This is a genomic window from Streptomyces qaidamensis (genome assembly GCF_001611795.1).
GTDB classification, from domain to species: domain Bacteria; phylum Actinomycetota; class Actinomycetes; order Streptomycetales; family Streptomycetaceae; genus Streptomyces; species Streptomyces qaidamensis.
In genome coordinates this window covers 3752848-3769079 of the sequence record NZ_CP015098.1, presented here as the reverse complement: position 1 = coordinate 3769079, position 16232 = coordinate 3752848, and the positions used below count along the sequence as shown (strand labels likewise).

The following is a 16232-nucleotide window of genomic DNA, read 5'->3' as shown; positions in this document are numbered from 1 at the left end:
CACCACCAGGACACCAGGAGGACCCATGCCCGCAGCCGTCCCCGCCTGGGACCCCGCCCAGTACCTCCGGCACGTCGGCCACCGCGCGCGCCCCTTCGCCGACCTCCTCGCCCGCGTCCCCGACCTGCCCACGCAGCCGCCCGCAGACCGTCCCCGCATCGCCGACCTCGGCTGCGGCCCCGGCAACGTCACCGCACTGCTCGCCGCCCGCTGGCCCACCGCCCTGATCACCGGCTACGACAACTCGCCCGAGATGCTCGACAAGGCCCACGTCGATCACGAGGGGCCGACCTCGGGCGGCGGGCGTCTCGACTTCGGCCACGCCGACGTACGGACGTGGACGCCGGGCGAGCCGTTCGACCTGATCGTCAGCAACGCCACGCTGCAGTGGGTGCCCGGGCACGCCGAACGGTTCGCCGACTGGACGGCCGGGCTGAAGCCGGGCGGCACCCTCGCCTTCCAGGTGCCGGGCAACTTCGACGCCCCCAGCCACCGGCTCATGCGCGAACTCGCCGCCTCCCCGCGCTGGCGGGACCGGCTCGACGGCATCCTGCGCCACGCCGACGCCGTCCTCGATCCCGGGGCCTACCTGGAGCGGCTGACGCCCCTCGGCTGCGCGGCCGACGTGTGGGAGACGACGTACATCCATCTGCTCCAGGGCGAGGACCCGGTGCTCGACTGGGTGAAGGGGACCGGACTGCGGCCCGTGCTGACCGCCCTCGCCGACGAGCCCGAGGCGCGGGAGGCCTTCGTCGCCGAGTACCGGGCGGCCCTGTGCGAGGCGTATCCGGCCGGCCCGCACGGCACACCGTTCCCGTTCCGCCGGGTGTTCGCCGTCGCCCGCAGGCAGGACTGATCACCGCCCCGGTCACGTCGGCCGGGACGGTGCGCCATCGTCCCGGATCAGGCCTTGCGGCGCCCTATCAGGTGCGGCTTGGCCTCTATCCCGTCCAAGCCGTGCCACGCCAGGTTCACCAGGTGCGCGGCCACCTCGGCCTTCTTCGGCCTGCGCACGTCCAGCCACCACTGGCCGGTCAGGGCGACCATGCCGACCAGGGCCTGGGCGTACAGCGGCGCCAGCTTGGGGTCGAAGCCGCGGCTCTTGAACTCGCGGCCCAGGATGTCCTCCACCTGGGTGGCGATGTCCGAGATCAGCGAGGCGAAGGAACCCGTCGACTGGGGGATGGGGGAGTCACGGACCAGGATGCGGAACCCGTCCGTGTACTCCTCGATGTAGTCCAGCAGGGCGAACGCCGCCTGTTCGCACAGTTCGCGAGGGTGACCGGCCGTGAGCGAGCTGGTCACCATGTCCAGCAGACGCCGCATCTCACGGTCCACGACGACCGCGTACAGTCCTTCCTTGCCGCCGAAGTGCTCGTACACCACCGGCTTCGAGACCCCGGCCTTCGCCGCGATCTCCTCCACCGACGTGCCCTCGAACCCCTTCGCAGCGAAGAGCGTGCGACCGATCTCCAGCAGCTGCTGACGGCGCTCGGCACCGGTCATCCGGGTGCGACGCGCTCGCCGCGGCTTGTCATTGCCTGGGGTGCTGCTCGAGTCGGTCGCCACAGCGACCATCATGCCGCCTCGACGGGCTCCTTCCCGCGCGGGGAGCCGCCTTCCCCGGTGTTACGGCGCGAATCGATACGGGAGCGTGACGGCCAGCGCACGTCGTACGCCCAACCCGCCATCTCGAACCAGCGGATCAGCCGGGCGGACGAATCCAGCTGGCCGCGCATCACGCCGTGCCGCGCCGAGGTCGGGTCGGCGTGGTGCAGGTTGTGCCAGGACTCACCGCAGGACAGGACCGCCAGCCACCACACGTTGCCCGAACGGTCACGCGACTTGAAGGGCCGCTTGCCCACCGCGTGGCAGATCGAGTTGATCGACCAGGTCACATGGTGCAGCAGGGCCACCCGGACGAGCGAACCCCAGAAGAACCCGGTGAACGCGCCCCACCAGGACATCGTGACCAGACCGCCGATCAGCGGCGGCAGCGCCAGCGACACCACCGTCCACAGCGCGAACTGGCGGGAGATGTTCCGGAGCGTCTTGTCCTTGATCAGGTCCGGCGCGTACTTCTCCTGCGACGTCTGCTCCTCGTCGAACATCCATCCGATGTGTGCCCACCACAGGCCCTTCATCAGCGCCGGGAGGGTCTCCCCGAACCGCCACGGCGAATGCGGGTCACCCTCCGCGTCGGAGAACTTGTGGTGCTTGCGGTGATCGGCCACCCAGCGCACCAGCGGACCCTCGACCGCCATCGACCCCGCGATCGCCAGCGCGATCTTCAGCGGCCGCTTGGCCTTGAAGGACCCATGGGTGAAGTGACGGTGGAAGCCGATCGTGATGCCGTGACACCCGAGGTAGTAGAAGAAGACCAGCAGACCGAGGTCCAGCCAGCTCACCCCCCATCCCCACGCCAGCGGAACCGCCGCCAGCAGCGCGACGAACGGGACGGTGATGAAGAGGAGCAGGGCGATCTGCTCGATGGACCGCTTCTTCTCGCCGCCCAGCGTGGCGGATGCGGCGTCGGTGGCCTGACCGGGCGCCTCAGAGGCGGTGTCGATCACGTCGGAGCTACTGGTCATACGCGTCCCCTGGGGGGTATGTGGATGGAGAGGGAGTGGCCGGAGCACGGGAACCGTGACGTGCTTCCTACGGGTCCGTAACCTACGGCATCGTAAGTATGGCAGTGCGTCGCCCGGCGGCAAGAGCCCACGAGCCTGCGCGTCACGGCCGACACCTATCCTGGAGTCGGTCGGACAGCGCGGTCCGCTCTGATTTCCTCCCGGATGTCCGGACCGTATGCGGCGCCCCGCCGCGCGAGACGCCGTCCGGGTTCCCCTCCCAGACGAGCTTCAACACTGCAAGGAGCCGCACCTGTGAGCAGTGCCGACGACCAGACCACGACGACGAGCAGTGAGCTGCGTGCCGACATCCGCCGTTTGGGCGACCTCCTCGGCGAGACCCTCGTCCGCCAAGAGGGCCCCGAGCTGCTGGAACTCGTCGAAAAGGTCCGCCGCCTCACCCGAGAGGACGGCGAGGCCGCCGCCGAGCTGCTGCGCGGCACCGAACTCGACACCGCGGCCAAGCTGGTCCGCGCCTTCTCCACCTACTTCCACCTCGCCAACGTCACCGAGCAGGTCCACCGCGGCCGCGAGCTGCGCGCCCGCCGCGCCGCCGAGGGCGGACTCCTCGCCCGTACGGCCGACCGGCTCAAGGACGCCGACCCCGAGCACCTGCGCGAGACGGTCGCCAACCTCAACGTCCGTCCCGTCTTCACGGCCCACCCCACCGAGGCCGCCCGCCGCTCCGTCCTCAACAAGCTCCGGCGCATCGCCGCGCTCCTGGAGACCCCGGTCATCGCATCCGACCGCCGCCGCCTGGACACCCGCCTCGCCGAGAACATCGACCTCGTCTGGCAGACCGACGAACTGCGCGTGGTCCGCCCCGAGCCCGCCGACGAGGCCCGCAACGCCATCTACTACCTCGACGAGCTGCACGCCAACGCCGTCGGCGACGTCCTGGAGGACCTCACCGCCGAACTGGAGCGCGCCGGTGTCAAGCTCCCCGACGACACCCGCCCCCTCACCTTCGGCACCTGGATCGGCGGCGACCGCGACGGCAACCCCAACGTCACCCCCCAGGTCACCTGGGACGTCCTGATCCTCCAGCACGAGCACGGCATCAACGACGCCCTGGAGACCATCGACGAACTCCGCGGCTTCCTCTCCAACTCCATCCGCTACGCCGGCGCCACCGAGGAACTGCTGACCTCCCTCCAGGCCGACCTGGAGAACCTCCCCGAGATCAGCCCCCGCTACAAGCGCCTCAACGCCGAAGAGCCCTACCGGCTCAAGGCCACCTGCATCCGGCAGAAGCTGGAGAACACCAAGAAGCGCCTCGCCAAGGGCACCCCCCACCGCGACGGCCGCGACTACCTCGGCACCAGCGAACTCCTCGACGACCTGCGGATCATCCAGCGCTCCCTGCGCGAGCACCGCGGCGGCCTCTTCGCCGACGGCCGCCTCGCCCGCACCATCCGCACCCTCGCCGCCTTCGGCCTCCAGCTCGCCACCATGGACGTCCGCGAACACGCCGACGCCCACCACCACGCCCTCGGCCAGCTCTTCGACCGGCTCGGCGAGGAATCCTGGCGCTACGCCGACATGCCCCGCGACTACCGCGCCAAGCTCCTCGCCAAGGAGCTCAGGTCCAGAAGGCCCCTCGCCCCCACCCCGGCCCCCGTCGACGCGCCCGGCGAGAAGACCTTCGGCGTCTTCGGCACCGTCAAGCGCGCCCTGGAGGTTTTCGGACCCGAGGTCATCGAGTCCTACATCATCTCCATGTGCCAGGGCGCCGACGACGTCTTCGCCGCCGCCGTCCTCGCCCGCGAAGCCGGCCTCATCGACCTCCACGCCGGCTGGGCCAAGATCGGCATCGTCCCGCTGCTGGAGACGACGGACGAGCTCAAGGCCGCCGACACCATCCTCGAAGACATGCTCTCCGACCCGTCCTACCGGCGCCTCGTCGCGCTCCGGGGCGACGTCCAGGAGGTCATGCTCGGCTACTCCGACTCCTCCAAGTTCGGCGGCATCACCACCAGCCAGTGGGAGATCCACCGCGCCCAGCGCCGCCTGCGCGACGTCGCCCACCGCTACGGCGTACGCCTGCGCCTCTTCCACGGCCGCGGCGGCACCGTCGGCCGCGGCGGCGGCCCCACCCACGACGCCATCCTCGCCCAGCCCTGGGGCACCCTCGAAGGCGAGATCAAGGTCACCGAGCAGGGCGAGGTCATCTCCGACAAGTACCTCATCCCGTCCCTGGCCCGGGAGAACCTCGAACTCACCGTCGCGGCCACCCTCCAGGCCTCCGCCCTGCACACCGCCCCCCGCCAGTCGGACGAGGCCCTCGCCCGCTGGGACGCCGCGATGGACGTCGTCTCCGACGCCGCCCACGCCGCCTACCGACGCCTCGTCGAGGACCCCGACCTGCCGACGTACTTCCTCGCATCGACGCCGGTGGACCAGCTCGCCGACCTGCACCTGGGCTCCCGGCCCTCCCGACGCCCCGGCTCCGGCGTCTCGCTCGACGGACTGCGCGCCATCCCCTGGGTGTTCGGCTGGACCCAGTCCCGGCAGATCGTCCCCGGCTGGTTCGGCGTCGGCTCCGGCCTCAAGGCCCTGCGCGAAGCCGGCCTCGACACCGTGCTCGACGAGATGCACCAGCAGTGGCACTTCTTCCGCAACTTCATCTCCAACGTCGAGATGACCCTGGCCAAGACCGACCTGCGGATCGCCCAGCACTACGTCGACACCCTCGTCCCCGACGAGCTCAAGCACGTCTTCGACACCATCAAGGCCGAACACGAACTGACCATCCGCGAAGTCCTGCGCGTCACCGGCGAAACCGAACTCCTCGACGCCGCACCCGTCCTGAAGCAGACCTTCACCATCCGCGACGCCTACCTCGACCCCATCTCCTACCTCCAGGTCGCCCTGCTCAAGCGGCAGCGCGACGCGGTCGCCGCCGGCGAACAGCCCGACCCGCTCCTCGCCCGCGCCCTGCTCCTCACCGTCAACGGCGTGGCAGCCGGCCTGCGCAACACCGGCTGAACCGGCCCCGCACACGACCGTGCCCCCGGACCTCGCTCAGGTCCGGGGGCACGGTCGTGCCGTACGTCAGCCGCGGCCGGCCCGCCGGCGCCGGACCACCAGGAAACCGCCCGCCGCCAACAGCGCCGCCGCGACACCCGACAGCACACCCACCGGGGCCCCATTGCCCGTCTCGGCAAGGTCACCGTCCGTACCGCCCTGCGGGGACGGCGACGCGGACGCCGGCCCACCCCCGCCCACCGACGAACTCGGCGACGCCGACCCGTCCGGCTCACCCGACGGCGCCTCGGACGCCCCCGACGAGGACGACGGCGAAGCCGACCCGGACGGCGTCGCACCACCCGGCTCCTGCTCGTCCTCACAGTCCGTCCAGAACACCTTGTGCTTGGCCGAGCCCTTCTCGCCCTCGAAGTTCCAGAACAGCTTGTAGTGCCCGTCGGGCAGCGACAGGTCCCCACTGCGGCCGTGACCCTCGGCGTCCAGCGTCAGCGCACCGGACTTCACCGTCTCCCCCTTGTTCTCACTCGGAGGGATCGCATCGATGTGCCAGTCGACCTCCTGACCACCGTCGAAACCGAAGGCATCCAGGTAGAACGTGCACACATGCGGCTCGTTACGGCGCAGCTCCTCGCCCGTCGAGGCGTCATGGATCTTCACCGTCCCGTTGTCACCGGGAGGACTGGCCTGAGCGGCCGGAGCGATCAGAAGGACCGCGGAAGCGGCGGCGCACACAGCGCCGAAACGCGAGAGGGTTCGCATGGGGAGGTAGTCCATCTTCGAGAAGTGAGCGGGAAGATGTGGAGGGGGCGGCTCAGCTTCCAGCCTCGTCCGCCGACACGTCAATCACGAACACACAACGCTCGCCCCACCACGAAGAAGAGAACGACCCAACCCCTCAAACGGCTACGAACGCCGCCGTCAGCAACGCCACCCCCGACAACGCCAGCACCCACGCCGCCCGCGTCCGCAACAGACCACCCGCCACCACGACCGACGCCAGCAACAGCGCACCACCCAGCGGAACCCACGCGTACAACACCCCCGCCGGGCCCGAACGCACCGCGTCGTCACCGCCGGGCTTCACGACCACCGTGTAGGTCCGGCCCTTCTCCACCGCGACCGACTTCTCCAGCACCACCCGCGACCGCGGCTGCGACCCCTCCGACAACGGCGTGAACCGCCCCCAGCACGTGTCCGGCCCACACCGCGCCACCTCGACCGTGCCCCGCTCCCGGCCCTTCGTCAGCATCACGTGCTGCGCCGTACCCCACGACGCCCACACACCCGCGATCAGGATCAGCACCGCGACCGTACCCATCGCCGCGAACCGCCCGAACCGCAACACGACGGCCGAGGCCGGGGACGAAGACGCGGCATGGGCAGGCATGGCCGGGATCATTGGCCATGCCTGAACGACCCGTCAACCTCGCCGGGGGACAAGTCAGGAGTTGTACGTGCTTTGCGCCCGCTCCAACCCATCGATCACCAACGACTCCACCGCATCCGCCGCCCGGTCCACGAAGTAGTCCAGCTCCTTGCGCTCCGCCGACGAAAAATCCTTCAGCACGAAATCCGCCACCGGCATCCGCCCCGGCGGCCGCCCGATCCCGAACCGCACCCGGTGATAATCCGACCCGAACGCCTTCGTCATCGACTTCAACCCGTTGTGCCCGTTGTCGCCACCACCGAGCTTCAGCCGCAACACCCCGTAATCGATGTCCAACTCATCATGAATCGCCACCACATGAGCCACCGGCACCTTGTAGAAATCCCGCAGCGCGTTCACCGGCCCACCCGACAGATTCATGAACGACATCGGCTTCGCCAGAACCACCCGCCGGTTCGACGGCCCCGGCGGCCCGATCCGGCCCTCCACTACCTGCGCCTGCGCCCGCCCGGCCCGCTTGAACCTCCCCCCGGCCCGGTCCGCCAGCAGATCGGCCACCATGAAACCCACGTTGTGCCGGTTCCCCGCGTACTCCGGCCCCGGATTGCCCAGCCCCACGATCAACCAGGGAGCGGCCGCATCGGTCGTCACGTCCATGTCTCCTTCATACGCGTCGGCCGCTGCCCCGCACGGGAACAGCGGCCGACAAACGACGACGCAGAGGATCAGGCCTCGGCGGCCCCGTCCTCAGCGGCCTCCTCGCCCTCCGCGGCCTCCTCGGCCTGCGCGGCCAGGACCTGAAGGACGACGGTGTCCTCCTCGACGGCCAGGGTCGTGCCCTTCGGCAGCGTGATGTCCTTGGCGAGGATGGAGTCACCGGCCGCCAGACCCTCGATGGAGACGGTCACGGACTCCGGGATGTGCGTCGCCTCGGCCTCGACCGGCAGCGCGTTCAGCACGTGCTCCAGCAGGAAGGCACCCGGGGCCAGCTCACCCTCGGTGTGGACGTAGACGTCGACGTTGACCTGCTCGCCGCGCTTCACCAGCAGCAGGTCCACGTGCTCCAGGAAGCCCTTCAGCGGGTCACGCTGCACCGACTTCGGAATCGCCAGCTCGTTCGCCTTGCCGTCGATGTCCAGCGCGATCAGCACGTTCGGCGTACGCAGCGCCATCAGCAGGTCGTGACCCGGCAGGGTCAGGTGCAGCGGGTCCGAACCGTGCCCGTACAGGACACCCGGAACCTTGTCTTCACGACGGATACGGCGCGCGGCACCCTTGCCGAACTCGGTGCGCGTCGCGGCGGAGATCTTCACCTCGGACATAGTCACTCCTCGAAGTCAGAAACCAACGTGGTCACCCGGCCACGAACGGCCTGCTACGAAGAGCGCGTCGATAACGGACAACCGCATCCCGAAACGGAAACGGCCTCCCTCGCCGAGCAACTTCAGCAGTCTACTCGGAAAGGGAGGCCGCACCCAAAACGATCTACACAAGCCCGACCAGGGGTTCTTACTGGTCGTCGAACAGGCTCGTCACCGAACCGTCCTCGAACACCTCACGCACCGCATTCGCGATCGTCGGCGCGATCGACAGCACCGAGATCTTGTCCAGGTCCGCGCTCAGCTCACCCGGCGTCGGCAGCGTGTTCGTGAACACGAACTCACTCACCCGCGAGTTCTTCAGGCGATCGCTCGCGGGGCCCGACAGCACACCGTGCGTCGCCGTCACGATCACGTCCTCCGCACCGTGCGCGAACAGCGCGTCCGCCGCGGCACAGATCGTCCCACCCGTGTCGATCATGTCGTCCACCAGGACACACACGCGCCCCTTCACCTCACCCACGACCTCGTGGACGGTGACCTGGTTCGCCACATCCTTGTCACGCCGCTTGTGCACGATCGCCAGCGGCGCACCCAGCCGGTCGCACCAGCGGTCCGCCACCCGCACCCGGCCCGCGTCCGGCGACACGACCGTCAGCTTCTCCCGGCTCACCTTCCGGCCCACGTAGTCCGCCAGCAGCGGCAGTGCGAACAGGTGATCCACCGGACCGTCGAAGAAACCCTGGATCTGGTCCGTGTGCAGATCCACGGTCAGGATCCGGTCCGCACCCGCGGTCTTCATCATGTCCGCGATCAGACGCGCCGAAATCGGTTCACGCCCACGGTGCTTCTTGTCCTGCCGCGCGTAACCGTAGAACGGCACGATGACCGTGATGGAGCGGGCCGACGCACGCTTCAGCGCGTCGATCATGATCAACTGCTCCATGATCCACTTGTTGATCGGAGCCGTGTGGCTCTGGATCAAGAAGCAGTCCGCGCCACGCGCCGACTCCTGATAACGCACATAGATCTCACCGTTGGCGAAGTCGAAGGCCTTCGTCGGGACAACCCCGACACCCAACTGCTGGGCGACCTCCTCCGCAAGCTCGGGGTGGGCGCGGCCGGAGAAGAACATCAACTTCTTCTCGCCGGTCGTCTTGATCCCGGTCACAGCACTGTCTCCTCAGAGGTGTCGCAGCTGGGTGGCGAGAGACCTCGCAGCCGGCTTGCCGGAGGCCGTCTCAGCTGGTGGGGGTGCGGGTGTGCACTTATCACCGTACGCCGTGTTTGAGGCATCGGTTTCCGGTCAGCCCTCGCCGGCCGACTCCCGGGAAGCCGCCTCCGCCGCCTTCGCGGCCGCACTCCCCGGACGCTTACGAGCCACCCAACCCTCGATATTCCGCTGCTGACCACGGGCCACGGCCAGCGAACCGGGCGGCACATCCTTCGTGATCACAGACCCCGCAGCGGTATACGCACCGTCCCCCACCGTGACAGGCGCCACAAACATGTTGTCCGAGCCCGTCCGGCAGTGCGAACCGATCGTCGTGTGGTGCTTGTCCTGCCCGTCGTAGTTCACGAACACGCTCGCCGCACCGATGTTGGTCTGCTCACCGATCGTCGCGTCACCCACGTACGACAGGTGCGGCACCTTCGTCCCGTCCCCGATCGACGCGTTCTTCGTCTCCACGTACGTACCGATCTTGCCCTTCGCACCGAGCCGCGTCCCCGGACGCAGATACGCGTACGGCCCCACGGTCGCCTCCGGACCGACCTCCGCGCCGACGGCCACGGTGTTGTCCACCCGCGCACCCGCACCCACACGCGTGTCGGTCAGCCGGCAGTTGGGCCCGACCTCCGCACCCGCCGCCAGATGCGTCACCCCGAGCAGCTGGGTGCCCGGGTGAACGACGGCGTCCTGCTCGAACGTGACCGTGACGTCGACGAAGGTCGTCGCGGGATCGATGACGGTCACACCCGCGAGCATCGCCTCCGTCAGCAACCGGTCGTTCAGGATCCGGCGGGCCTCGGAGAGCTGTACACGATTGTTGATCCCGGCGATCTCACGGTGGTCGCCGGCCCCGGACGCCCCGACCCGGTGCCCGGCCTCGCGCAGGATGCCGAGCACGTCGGTCAGGTACTCCTCGCCCTGGCTGTTGTCCGTCCGCACCTTCTTCAGCGCGTCCGACAGCAGCTGCCCGTCGAACGCGAACACACCCGAGTTGATCTCACGGATCGACCGCTGCGCGTCGGTGGCGTCCTTGTGCTCCACGATGGCGGTGACGGCACCCGTGGCGTCGTCCCGCACGATCCGCCCGTACCCCGTCGCGTCCGGCATCTCGGCGGTCAGCACGGTGACCGCGTTGCCGTCCGCGGAGTGCGTTTCGGCGAGGGCCCGCAAGGTGGCGCCGGTGAGCAGGGGAGTGTCCCCGCACACGACCACGACGGTCCCGTCGACGGCCCCGCCCAGCTCCTCCAGGCCCATCCGCACGGCGTGCCCCGTACCGTTCTGCTCCGCCTGCACGGCGGTACGGACGTCGGGCGCGATCTCACCGAGATGCGCGGTGACCTTCTCACGGGCGTGGCCGACCACGACGACCAGGTGCTCGGGGTTCAGCTCGCCGGCGGCGGCGAGCACATGCCCCACGAGACTGCGGCCGCAGAGCTCGTGCAGGACCTTGGGTGTGGCCGACTTCATACGGGTGCCCTCACCCGCTGCGAGAACGACGACGGCTGCCGGGCGGTTGGCGCTCACGGGATGCCCTTCGGCTGTGGATGGGGTGGGGTGACATCCGCAGGATACCGGGGGGTTTTGTGGGGGGCATGGGTGCGGGTCCTGACCGATGGGTTGTGGGTCAGGACCCGAACTGAGGTGAACGGTTCTATGGGCTCCCCCGCAAGGATTCGAACCTTGTCCTGCTAGATCCAAAATCTAGTGTGCTGCCAGTTACACCACGGGGGACAGCGCCTCAGACCTTACCGGAGACGTGCTTCGGCATGGGCCACGATGCCGCTCCACCAGCCCTCGATGCGCCGATACAGCTCCGCGCTACGTTGCACCGTGAGTACTAGGCATCCCCGGTACTCATCACCGGTGTTCTTGCGCACCGTCTTCGGGTTGTGCCGCTTCACTGTCGTCTTGCCGAAGGAGTCACGGTGCGCCTCTGTGATCTCTGCCCAATACGTCTCGGCCGCCTCGATGTCAGCCGACTCGTGGATCATCACTCGGTAAGTGATGTGGGAGCGATCGACTTCGAGCAGGTCGAGCCAGGCGAGGAACACGCGAATCATGTTCGGGTCGCTGTTGACGAACGTGACTCGCTCGCGCCGCGCATGGGGTTTGTCCTTGGTCCCCTCGGCCCAGTACAGGCCGACCCCCAGCAGGAAGAGTTCACGCTCCGACAGTTGGCCGACCTCTTCAGCGGCCCTTCGCTTGGTCCGCTGTCGCGCGTCCTCCCGTACCGCTAGTTCGTGCTCCCATCGCTTTCGTGCGGCCAGCTTCGCTTGCTCCGTCGGGTCGCGACGCTCCGGCTTCGGCAGATCCCGCACCCACAACGAGATCGAACTCTTGGAGCACCCCAGCTCCACCTGGATCTGGTCGTACGTCCAGCCCTGGAGACGAAGCTCCCTCGCCCTCTCCCTGAGGTCGTCCTTCGCCCGGGGGCGCTTCGTCCAGGCCGGGGGCGGTTCGCCCTTGACCAGTTGGTTGAGGATGTCGTTGTTGAAGATCTTCAGCTCGTCGCGGATCTGGCGGAGGCTGAGGCCCTGCCGGCGTAGCGCCACCGCCCTCTCCCGTAGTCGCTCGAAGTCCGCGTACTTGCCGGGTGCATGTGTCATACGCATACCGTCCGGGCGGAATGACGGGTTCCAGGGTCGAACGGTGAGCGATTCAGCAGTTCGAGGGATATCGGGTGGTTTCGCAGCCGAACGGTCACCCTGTGTGGTGTAGGTCAGTCCGGGAAATGCGCCGGAAAACCCGCGGGGGGCGCCTTTAGGCTGGGAGGCATGACCGCGACGGGGGAAGAGCATGTGACGGCCCGGGGAGGGCCTTGGTGGTGGGCCAGGCGGCGTAGTGCCGTGTTCGATGTGAGCCTGGCCGTGGTGTCCGCGGTGGAGTGCGCGCTGGAGGGGATCCCGTTCGCCCGGGAGGCGGGGATCCCGGTGGCGGCGGGGGTCGTGTTCGGGTTGCTGGCCGGTTCCGTGCTGGTGGTGCGGCGGCGGTGGCCGATCGCGGTCGTGCTGGTGTCGATCGCCATCACGCCCGCCGAGATGGGCTTCCTGATGGGCGTCGTCGGTCTGTACACGCTGGCCGCGGCCGAGCTGCCCCGGCGGATCATCGCGTCGCTGGCGGGGATGTCGCTGGTGGGGACGCTGATCGTGACGTTCGTGAAGACGCGGCAGGACATGTCGCGGGGGGACCTGGACATAGGGGACTGGTTCGTGCCCTTCGCAGCGATCACGATGTCGCTGGGCTTCACGGCGCCTCCGGTGCTGCTCGGGCTGTATGTGGGGGCGCGGCGGCGGTTGATGGAGAGTTTGCGGGAGCGGGCGGACAGTCTGGAGCGGGAGCTTCAGTTGCTCGCGGAGCGGGCGGAGGAGCGGGCCGAGTGGGCCCGGAACGAGGAGCGGACGCGGATCGCGCGGGAGATGCACGACGTGGTCGCGCATCGGGTGAGTCTGATGGTGGTGCATGCGGCGGCGCTGCAGGCGGTGGCCCGGAAGGATCCGGAGAAGGCGGTGAAGAATGCCGCGCTGGTGGGGGACATGGGGCGGCAGGCGCTGACGGAGCTGCGGGAGATGCTCGGGGTGCTGCGCAGCGGTGGGGAGGGGCGGCGGGAGCGTGCCGCGTCGGTGCCGTTGGTGGCGGTGGGGGTGGCTGCTGCGGCGGCGGCTTCGCGGGCGGCGGATGACGAGGGGCCGTGTCTGGCGGAGATCGAGGAGCTGGTGGGGCAGTCGGCTGCCGCGGGGATGGTGGTGGCGTTGTCGGTGGAGGGGGATGTCCGGTCGTATGCGCCTTTGGTGGAGCAGACGGCGTATCGGGTGGTGCAGGAGGCGTTGACGAACGTCCACAAGCACGCGGCCGGGGCGAAGACGTATGTGCGGTTGGCGCATCGGGTGTCGGAGATCGCGATGCAGGTGGAGAACGAGCCGCCGGAGGAGGCGGGGTCCTCGGCGCGGTTGCCGTCCGGGGGGAACGGGCTGGTGGGGATGAAGGAGCGGGTGTCGGCGTTGGGCGGGGTGTTCGTGTCGGGGCCGACGGATGCGGGGGGTTTCCGGGTGTCGGCGGTGATTCCGGCGTCGTAGCCCCGTTGCGGGTGGGGGCCCTGGGTCAGTCTGTGGTGAGGCGTGCGGGTTCGGTGCCGGTGATGAGGGTGGCCAGGGCGTGGTCGATGTCGGGGCCGAGGTACCAGTCGCCGGTGTGGTCGAGGGTGTAGGCGCGGCCGTCGGTGTCGATGGCGAGGAGGGCCTGGCTGTCGGTTTCGGCGCCGAGGGGGCAGACGTCGGTGCCGAGGGCGCGGCCGAGGTCGGCGAGGGTGCGGGCCATGTGGAGGCCGTGCAGCGGGTCGAGGTGGAGGTTGGCGGGGGCGACTTGGCGGCCGGGGCCGGTGGGGGTGATGTGGAGTCCGCCGAATTCTGCCCAGGCTTCGACGGCGGCGGGGAAGACGGTGTGGCGGTGGCCTGCGGGTGAGGCGTGGTCGCGCAGTGTGTCGGCCCAGATTTCGGCTTGCTTGATGTCCCAGCGTCCGGGTTGCCAGCCGGCGGCGCGCAGGGCGGCGTCGACGGGTACGGCGAAGCGGGTGGTGGAGGTGCGGTCGGTGTGCATCTGCCCTTCGTCTCGTCGAGGTCATGGCGCGCGTGAGGGTGCGCCGTGCTGCCGTGGTGCTGGGGGGGGGGGTGGGCGTCAGCCGTTCTGGGACGCCGGGTCGACTATGCGGACCCCGAAGTGGGCGCTGAGCGCGGTGCAGGCGCGGCAGGGGGTGGCGAAGCTGCCGTGGAGGGGGTCGCCGTCCTCGCGGATGCGTCGGGCGGTGAGTTTGGCCTGCTTGAGGGCTTTGCGTGCCTCGCCGTTGGTCATGGGTTTGCGTGCGGCGCGTTTGCTGCGGGCGGTGTCGGCGGCGGCGATGTGGCGGGAGATGAGGATGGTTTCGGCGCAGCGGCCGGTGAAGCGGTCGCGTTGGGCGCTGGTGAGGGTGTCGAGGAAGTCCTGGACGAGGGGGTGCAGGGTGGGGGGTGTGTCGCCGCGGGCGGCGGTGCCGGTGAGGGTGGCGCCGCGGACGGAGAGGGCGGCGGCGACGGTGGGGAGGATGCCGTCGCGGCGGTGCCGGAGGGCGGGGGTGGGGGCCGCTTCGGTGGTGCTCCAGCCGATGCGGGGGTCACCGCTGCGGGGGGCGGTGGCTCGTGGGTCGCCGGCCAGGGGGCCGGTGTCGCGGGCTGCGCCTCTGGGGTCGCCGTTTCGTGGGTCGGCGGACCGGCCGGTGTGTGGTCCCGTCTGCGTGGCGTTCATGATCGTCTTCCCCTCCGTGCATCCCCCCGGGGGTCACAGACTGCCAAATGCCGTGGCTGGTGCGGAAGCTGGGGCGCGGCGACACGCCCGGAGCGGGGGGTGCCGTCACGGTGGGGTGACGGCTGGTCACGGAAGCGGAGGGGGTGCCGACCGGCGCCGGTGACCGGTGTCGTCGTACCGCATAGGCTGTCGGCACCGCGGGCGATGCGGTGATCCGTTCGGGGTTCGATGCAGTGAACCGGAGGGTGATCCGCGGGGTCGGGGCGTGCAGTGAGGTGCGGTGACGTGCGCCGAGGTGCAGTGGAGTCGAGAAACAAGACGTGACAGTCGATACGGGTCGTAGTGTGCCGAGGGTGGGCAATACGGGTCGTACAGAGTGCCGCAGGGGGCAACCGCCATGACGACAGGTCGGCTCGGGCAGCAAGCCGCGCCGCCGAACGCGGCCTACGCCGGGCAGGTCGTGCATTTCCCGGATCCGGTCCGGGCGGCGCGTCACCCGAGAGGGGTACGGGTCGATGAGCATGGTTACCCCGACTTCTCGGCTTACGCGCGTGCGGCCGCGGAGATCGCGGAGCCGCCGGAGGGTTTCGGCGTCGACGAGTTGCGGCTGACGGACTACGTGTCGGCGAACATGGCGTTGTCGGCGTCCGGGCACGAGTTGTGGGACACGGTGCCGGCGGTGGCGACGCCGCACGGCTGGACGTGGCATCACGTGGTGGGGTCGCGGCGGCTGGAGCTGGTGCCGGTCGAGGTGAAGGCGCTGCTGCGGCATCACGGGGGTGTGGCGACGTCGGGTGTCGACCACTCCAAGCGGGGGACGCGGCCGTTGCAGGAGACGCGTCCGGCGCACTTCGGGCTGCCGAAGTCGGGTGTGGCGGTGACGGAGTCGCAGGTGCAGGGCGTCGAGGAGGAGCTGGGCTATCGGCTGCCGGGTGCGTACCGGTCGTTCCTGAAGGCGGCGGGTGGCTGTGCGCCGGTGAGTGCCGCGCTGGACGCGGAGCTGGGGCTGCTGGTGGACCAGCCGTTCTTCACGGTGCGTGACGAGGCCGCGGTCAATGACCTGGTGTACGTCAACAAGTGTCTGCGTGACCATCTGACCAAGGACTACCTGGGGGTCGCTTTCGTCCAGGGCGGGCTGCTGGCCGTGAAGGTGAAGGGCGAGCGCATCGGGTCCGTGTGGTTCTGCGCGTACGACGACGCGCGGGACGTGGACCCCTCGACGCCGCCTGCGGAGCGGGTGGAGCGGCTGCTGCTGCCGTGCGGGGACGACTTCGATGTCTTCCTGTCGCGGCTGGCGGGCAATCCGCCGGAGTTGGAGACGGTGGCGAACCTGATGGTGGACGGCGGGTTCGCGCGTGTGGTGCCGGTGGGCGCGGTGTCGTCCTCGGCCGTGGGGGAGTGAG

General features: G+C 69.5%; 15 protein-coding genes and 1 tRNA gene. 4 read left to right on the top strand and 12 right to left on the bottom strand.

All coding sequences use genetic code 11. The features are described 5' to 3' along the window. The first annotated feature begins 25 nt into the window (after window positions 1–25). On the top strand, window positions 26–856 hold the full coding sequence (locus A4E84_RS16465; protein WP_062927312.1) for a trans-aconitate 2-methyltransferase: 831 nt from the start codon (window positions 26–28) through the stop codon (window positions 854–856). 47 nt (window positions 857–903) lie between these two features. On the opposite strand, the gene A4E84_RS16460 is transcribed toward A4E84_RS16465, so the two are convergent. Continuing rightward, complete coding sequence (locus A4E84_RS16460; protein ID WP_062927311.1) at window positions 904–1581, bottom strand: TetR/AcrR family transcriptional regulator; 678 nt, start codon at window positions 1579–1581, stop codon at window positions 904–906. Further along, a complete protein-coding gene (locus A4E84_RS16455) occupies window positions 1578–2591 on the bottom strand; it encodes an acyl-CoA desaturase (RefSeq protein ID WP_062927310.1) in 1014 nt (337 codons plus the stop codon). Before A4E84_RS16455 ends, A4E84_RS16460 begins: the two co-directional genes overlap by 4 nt. A 294-nt stretch (window positions 2592–2885) precedes the next feature. Here A4E84_RS16455 and ppc point away from each other — a divergent pair, with 294 nt between their 5' ends. Next, entirely contained in the window at window positions 2886–5618 is a 2733-nt protein-coding gene (ppc, locus tag A4E84_RS16450) for a phosphoenolpyruvate carboxylase (RefSeq protein ID WP_062927309.1), read from the top strand. 66 nt (window positions 5619–5684) lie between these two features. Here ppc and A4E84_RS16445 read toward each other — a convergent pair whose 3' ends face one another. The 8 genes from A4E84_RS16445 to A4E84_RS16410 all read right to left on the bottom strand — a co-directional run bounded on the left by A4E84_RS16445 (window position 5685) and on the right by A4E84_RS16410 (window position 12161). Further along, window positions 5685–6377: an LPXTG cell wall anchor domain-containing protein gene (locus A4E84_RS16445; protein WP_062927308.1), complete on the bottom strand. Its 693-nt coding sequence runs from the start codon at window positions 6375–6377 to the stop codon at window positions 5685–5687. Between the two features lie 136 nt (window positions 6378–6513). Next, window positions 6514–7005: a hypothetical protein gene (locus tag A4E84_RS16440; protein ID WP_062927307.1), complete on the bottom strand. Its 492-nt coding sequence runs from the start codon at window positions 7003–7005 to the stop codon at window positions 6514–6516. A gap of 54 nt (window positions 7006–7059) precedes the next feature. After that, window positions 7060–7662 carry an aminoacyl-tRNA hydrolase gene (gene pth, locus A4E84_RS16435; RefSeq protein ID WP_062927306.1) on the bottom strand — a complete coding sequence of 201 codons (603 nt, stop codon included), beginning with the start codon at window positions 7660–7662 and terminating at the stop codon, window positions 7060–7062. 68 nt (window positions 7663–7730) lie between these two features. Then, on the bottom strand, window positions 7731–8327 hold the full coding sequence (locus tag A4E84_RS16430; RefSeq protein WP_062927305.1) for a 50S ribosomal protein L25/general stress protein Ctc: 597 nt from the start codon (window positions 8325–8327) through the stop codon (window positions 7731–7733). 187 nt (window positions 8328–8514) lie between these two features. Then, window positions 8515–9495, bottom strand: a complete 981-nt coding sequence (locus tag A4E84_RS16425) for a ribose-phosphate diphosphokinase (RefSeq protein WP_062927304.1) — start codon at window positions 9493–9495, stop codon at window positions 8515–8517. A 135-nt stretch (window positions 9496–9630) separates the two neighbouring features. Next, the gene (glmU, locus tag A4E84_RS16420) at window positions 9631–11079 is read right to left on the bottom strand and encodes a bifunctional UDP-N-acetylglucosamine diphosphorylase/glucosamine-1-phosphate N-acetyltransferase GlmU (RefSeq protein ID WP_079128987.1); all 1449 of its coding nucleotides are present in this window, start codon (window positions 11077–11079) and stop codon (window positions 9631–9633) included. A 134-nt stretch (window positions 11080–11213) separates the two neighbouring features. Continuing rightward, window positions 11214–11286, bottom strand: a tRNA-Gln gene (locus tag A4E84_RS16415). A gap of 14 nt (window positions 11287–11300) precedes the next feature. Then, window positions 11301–12161 carry a hypothetical protein gene (locus A4E84_RS16410; protein ID WP_062931472.1) on the bottom strand — a complete coding sequence of 287 codons (861 nt, stop codon included), beginning with the start codon at window positions 12159–12161 and terminating at the stop codon, window positions 11301–11303. Between the two features lie 168 nt (window positions 12162–12329). Between A4E84_RS16410 and A4E84_RS16405 the strand changes: the two genes are divergently transcribed. Continuing rightward, window positions 12330–13628, top strand: a complete 1299-nt coding sequence (locus tag A4E84_RS16405) for a sensor histidine kinase (RefSeq protein ID WP_062927302.1) — start codon at window positions 12330–12332, stop codon at window positions 13626–13628. A 25-nt stretch (window positions 13629–13653) separates the two neighbouring features. On the opposite strand, the gene A4E84_RS16400 is transcribed toward A4E84_RS16405, so the two are convergent. Together A4E84_RS16400 and A4E84_RS16395 are read right to left on the bottom strand one after the other, a co-directional pair. Beyond that, entirely contained in the window at window positions 13654–14148 is a 495-nt protein-coding gene (locus tag A4E84_RS16400; protein ID WP_062927301.1) for an SUKH-3 domain-containing protein, read from the bottom strand. 78 nt (window positions 14149–14226) lie between these two features. Next, window positions 14227–14829: a YwqJ-related putative deaminase gene (locus tag A4E84_RS16395; RefSeq protein WP_062927300.1), complete on the bottom strand. Its 603-nt coding sequence runs from the start codon at window positions 14827–14829 to the stop codon at window positions 14227–14229. A 397-nt stretch (window positions 14830–15226) separates the two neighbouring features. Between A4E84_RS16395 and A4E84_RS16390 the strand changes: the two genes are divergently transcribed. Next, entirely contained in the window at window positions 15227–16231 is a 1005-nt protein-coding gene (locus A4E84_RS16390; RefSeq protein WP_062927299.1) for an SMI1/KNR4 family protein, read from the top strand. Window position 16232: the final 1 nt, after the last annotated feature.

Coding starts and splice junctions, on each gene's coding strand:
- A4E84_RS16445 (WP_062927308.1), bottom strand. CDS start 6,377: ATGCGAACCCTCTCGCGTTTCGGCGCTGTGTGCGCCGCCGCTTCCGCG.
- pth (WP_062927306.1), bottom strand. CDS start 7,662: ATGGACGTGACGACCGATGCGGCCGCTCCCTGGTTGATCGTGGGGCTG.
- A4E84_RS16455 (WP_062927310.1), bottom strand. CDS start 2,591: ATGACCAGTAGCTCCGACGTGATCGACACCGCCTCTGAGGCGCCCGGT.
- A4E84_RS16430 (WP_062927305.1), bottom strand. CDS start 8,327: ATGTCCGAGGTGAAGATCTCCGCCGCGACGCGCACCGAGTTCGGCAAG.
- A4E84_RS16400 (WP_062927301.1), bottom strand. CDS start 14,148: ATGCACACCGACCGCACCTCCACCACCCGCTTCGCCGTACCCGTCGAC.
- A4E84_RS16460 (WP_062927311.1), bottom strand. CDS start 1,581: ATGATGGTCGCTGTGGCGACCGACTCGAGCAGCACCCCAGGCAATGAC.
- A4E84_RS16440 (WP_062927307.1), bottom strand. CDS start 7,005: ATGCCTGCCCATGCCGCGTCTTCGTCCCCGGCCTCGGCCGTCGTGTTG.
- A4E84_RS16395 (WP_062927300.1), bottom strand. CDS start 14,829: ATGAACGCCACGCAGACGGGACCACACACCGGCCGGTCCGCCGACCCA.
- A4E84_RS16465 (WP_062927312.1), top strand. CDS start 26: ATGCCCGCAGCCGTCCCCGCCTGGGACCCCGCCCAGTACCTCCGGCAC.
- A4E84_RS16410 (WP_062931472.1), bottom strand. CDS start 12,161: ATGACACATGCACCCGGCAAGTACGCGGACTTCGAGCGACTACGGGAG.
- A4E84_RS16390 (WP_062927299.1), top strand. CDS start 15,227: ATGACGACAGGTCGGCTCGGGCAGCAAGCCGCGCCGCCGAACGCGGCC.
- A4E84_RS16405 (WP_062927302.1), top strand. CDS start 12,330: ATGACCGCGACGGGGGAAGAGCATGTGACGGCCCGGGGAGGGCCTTGG.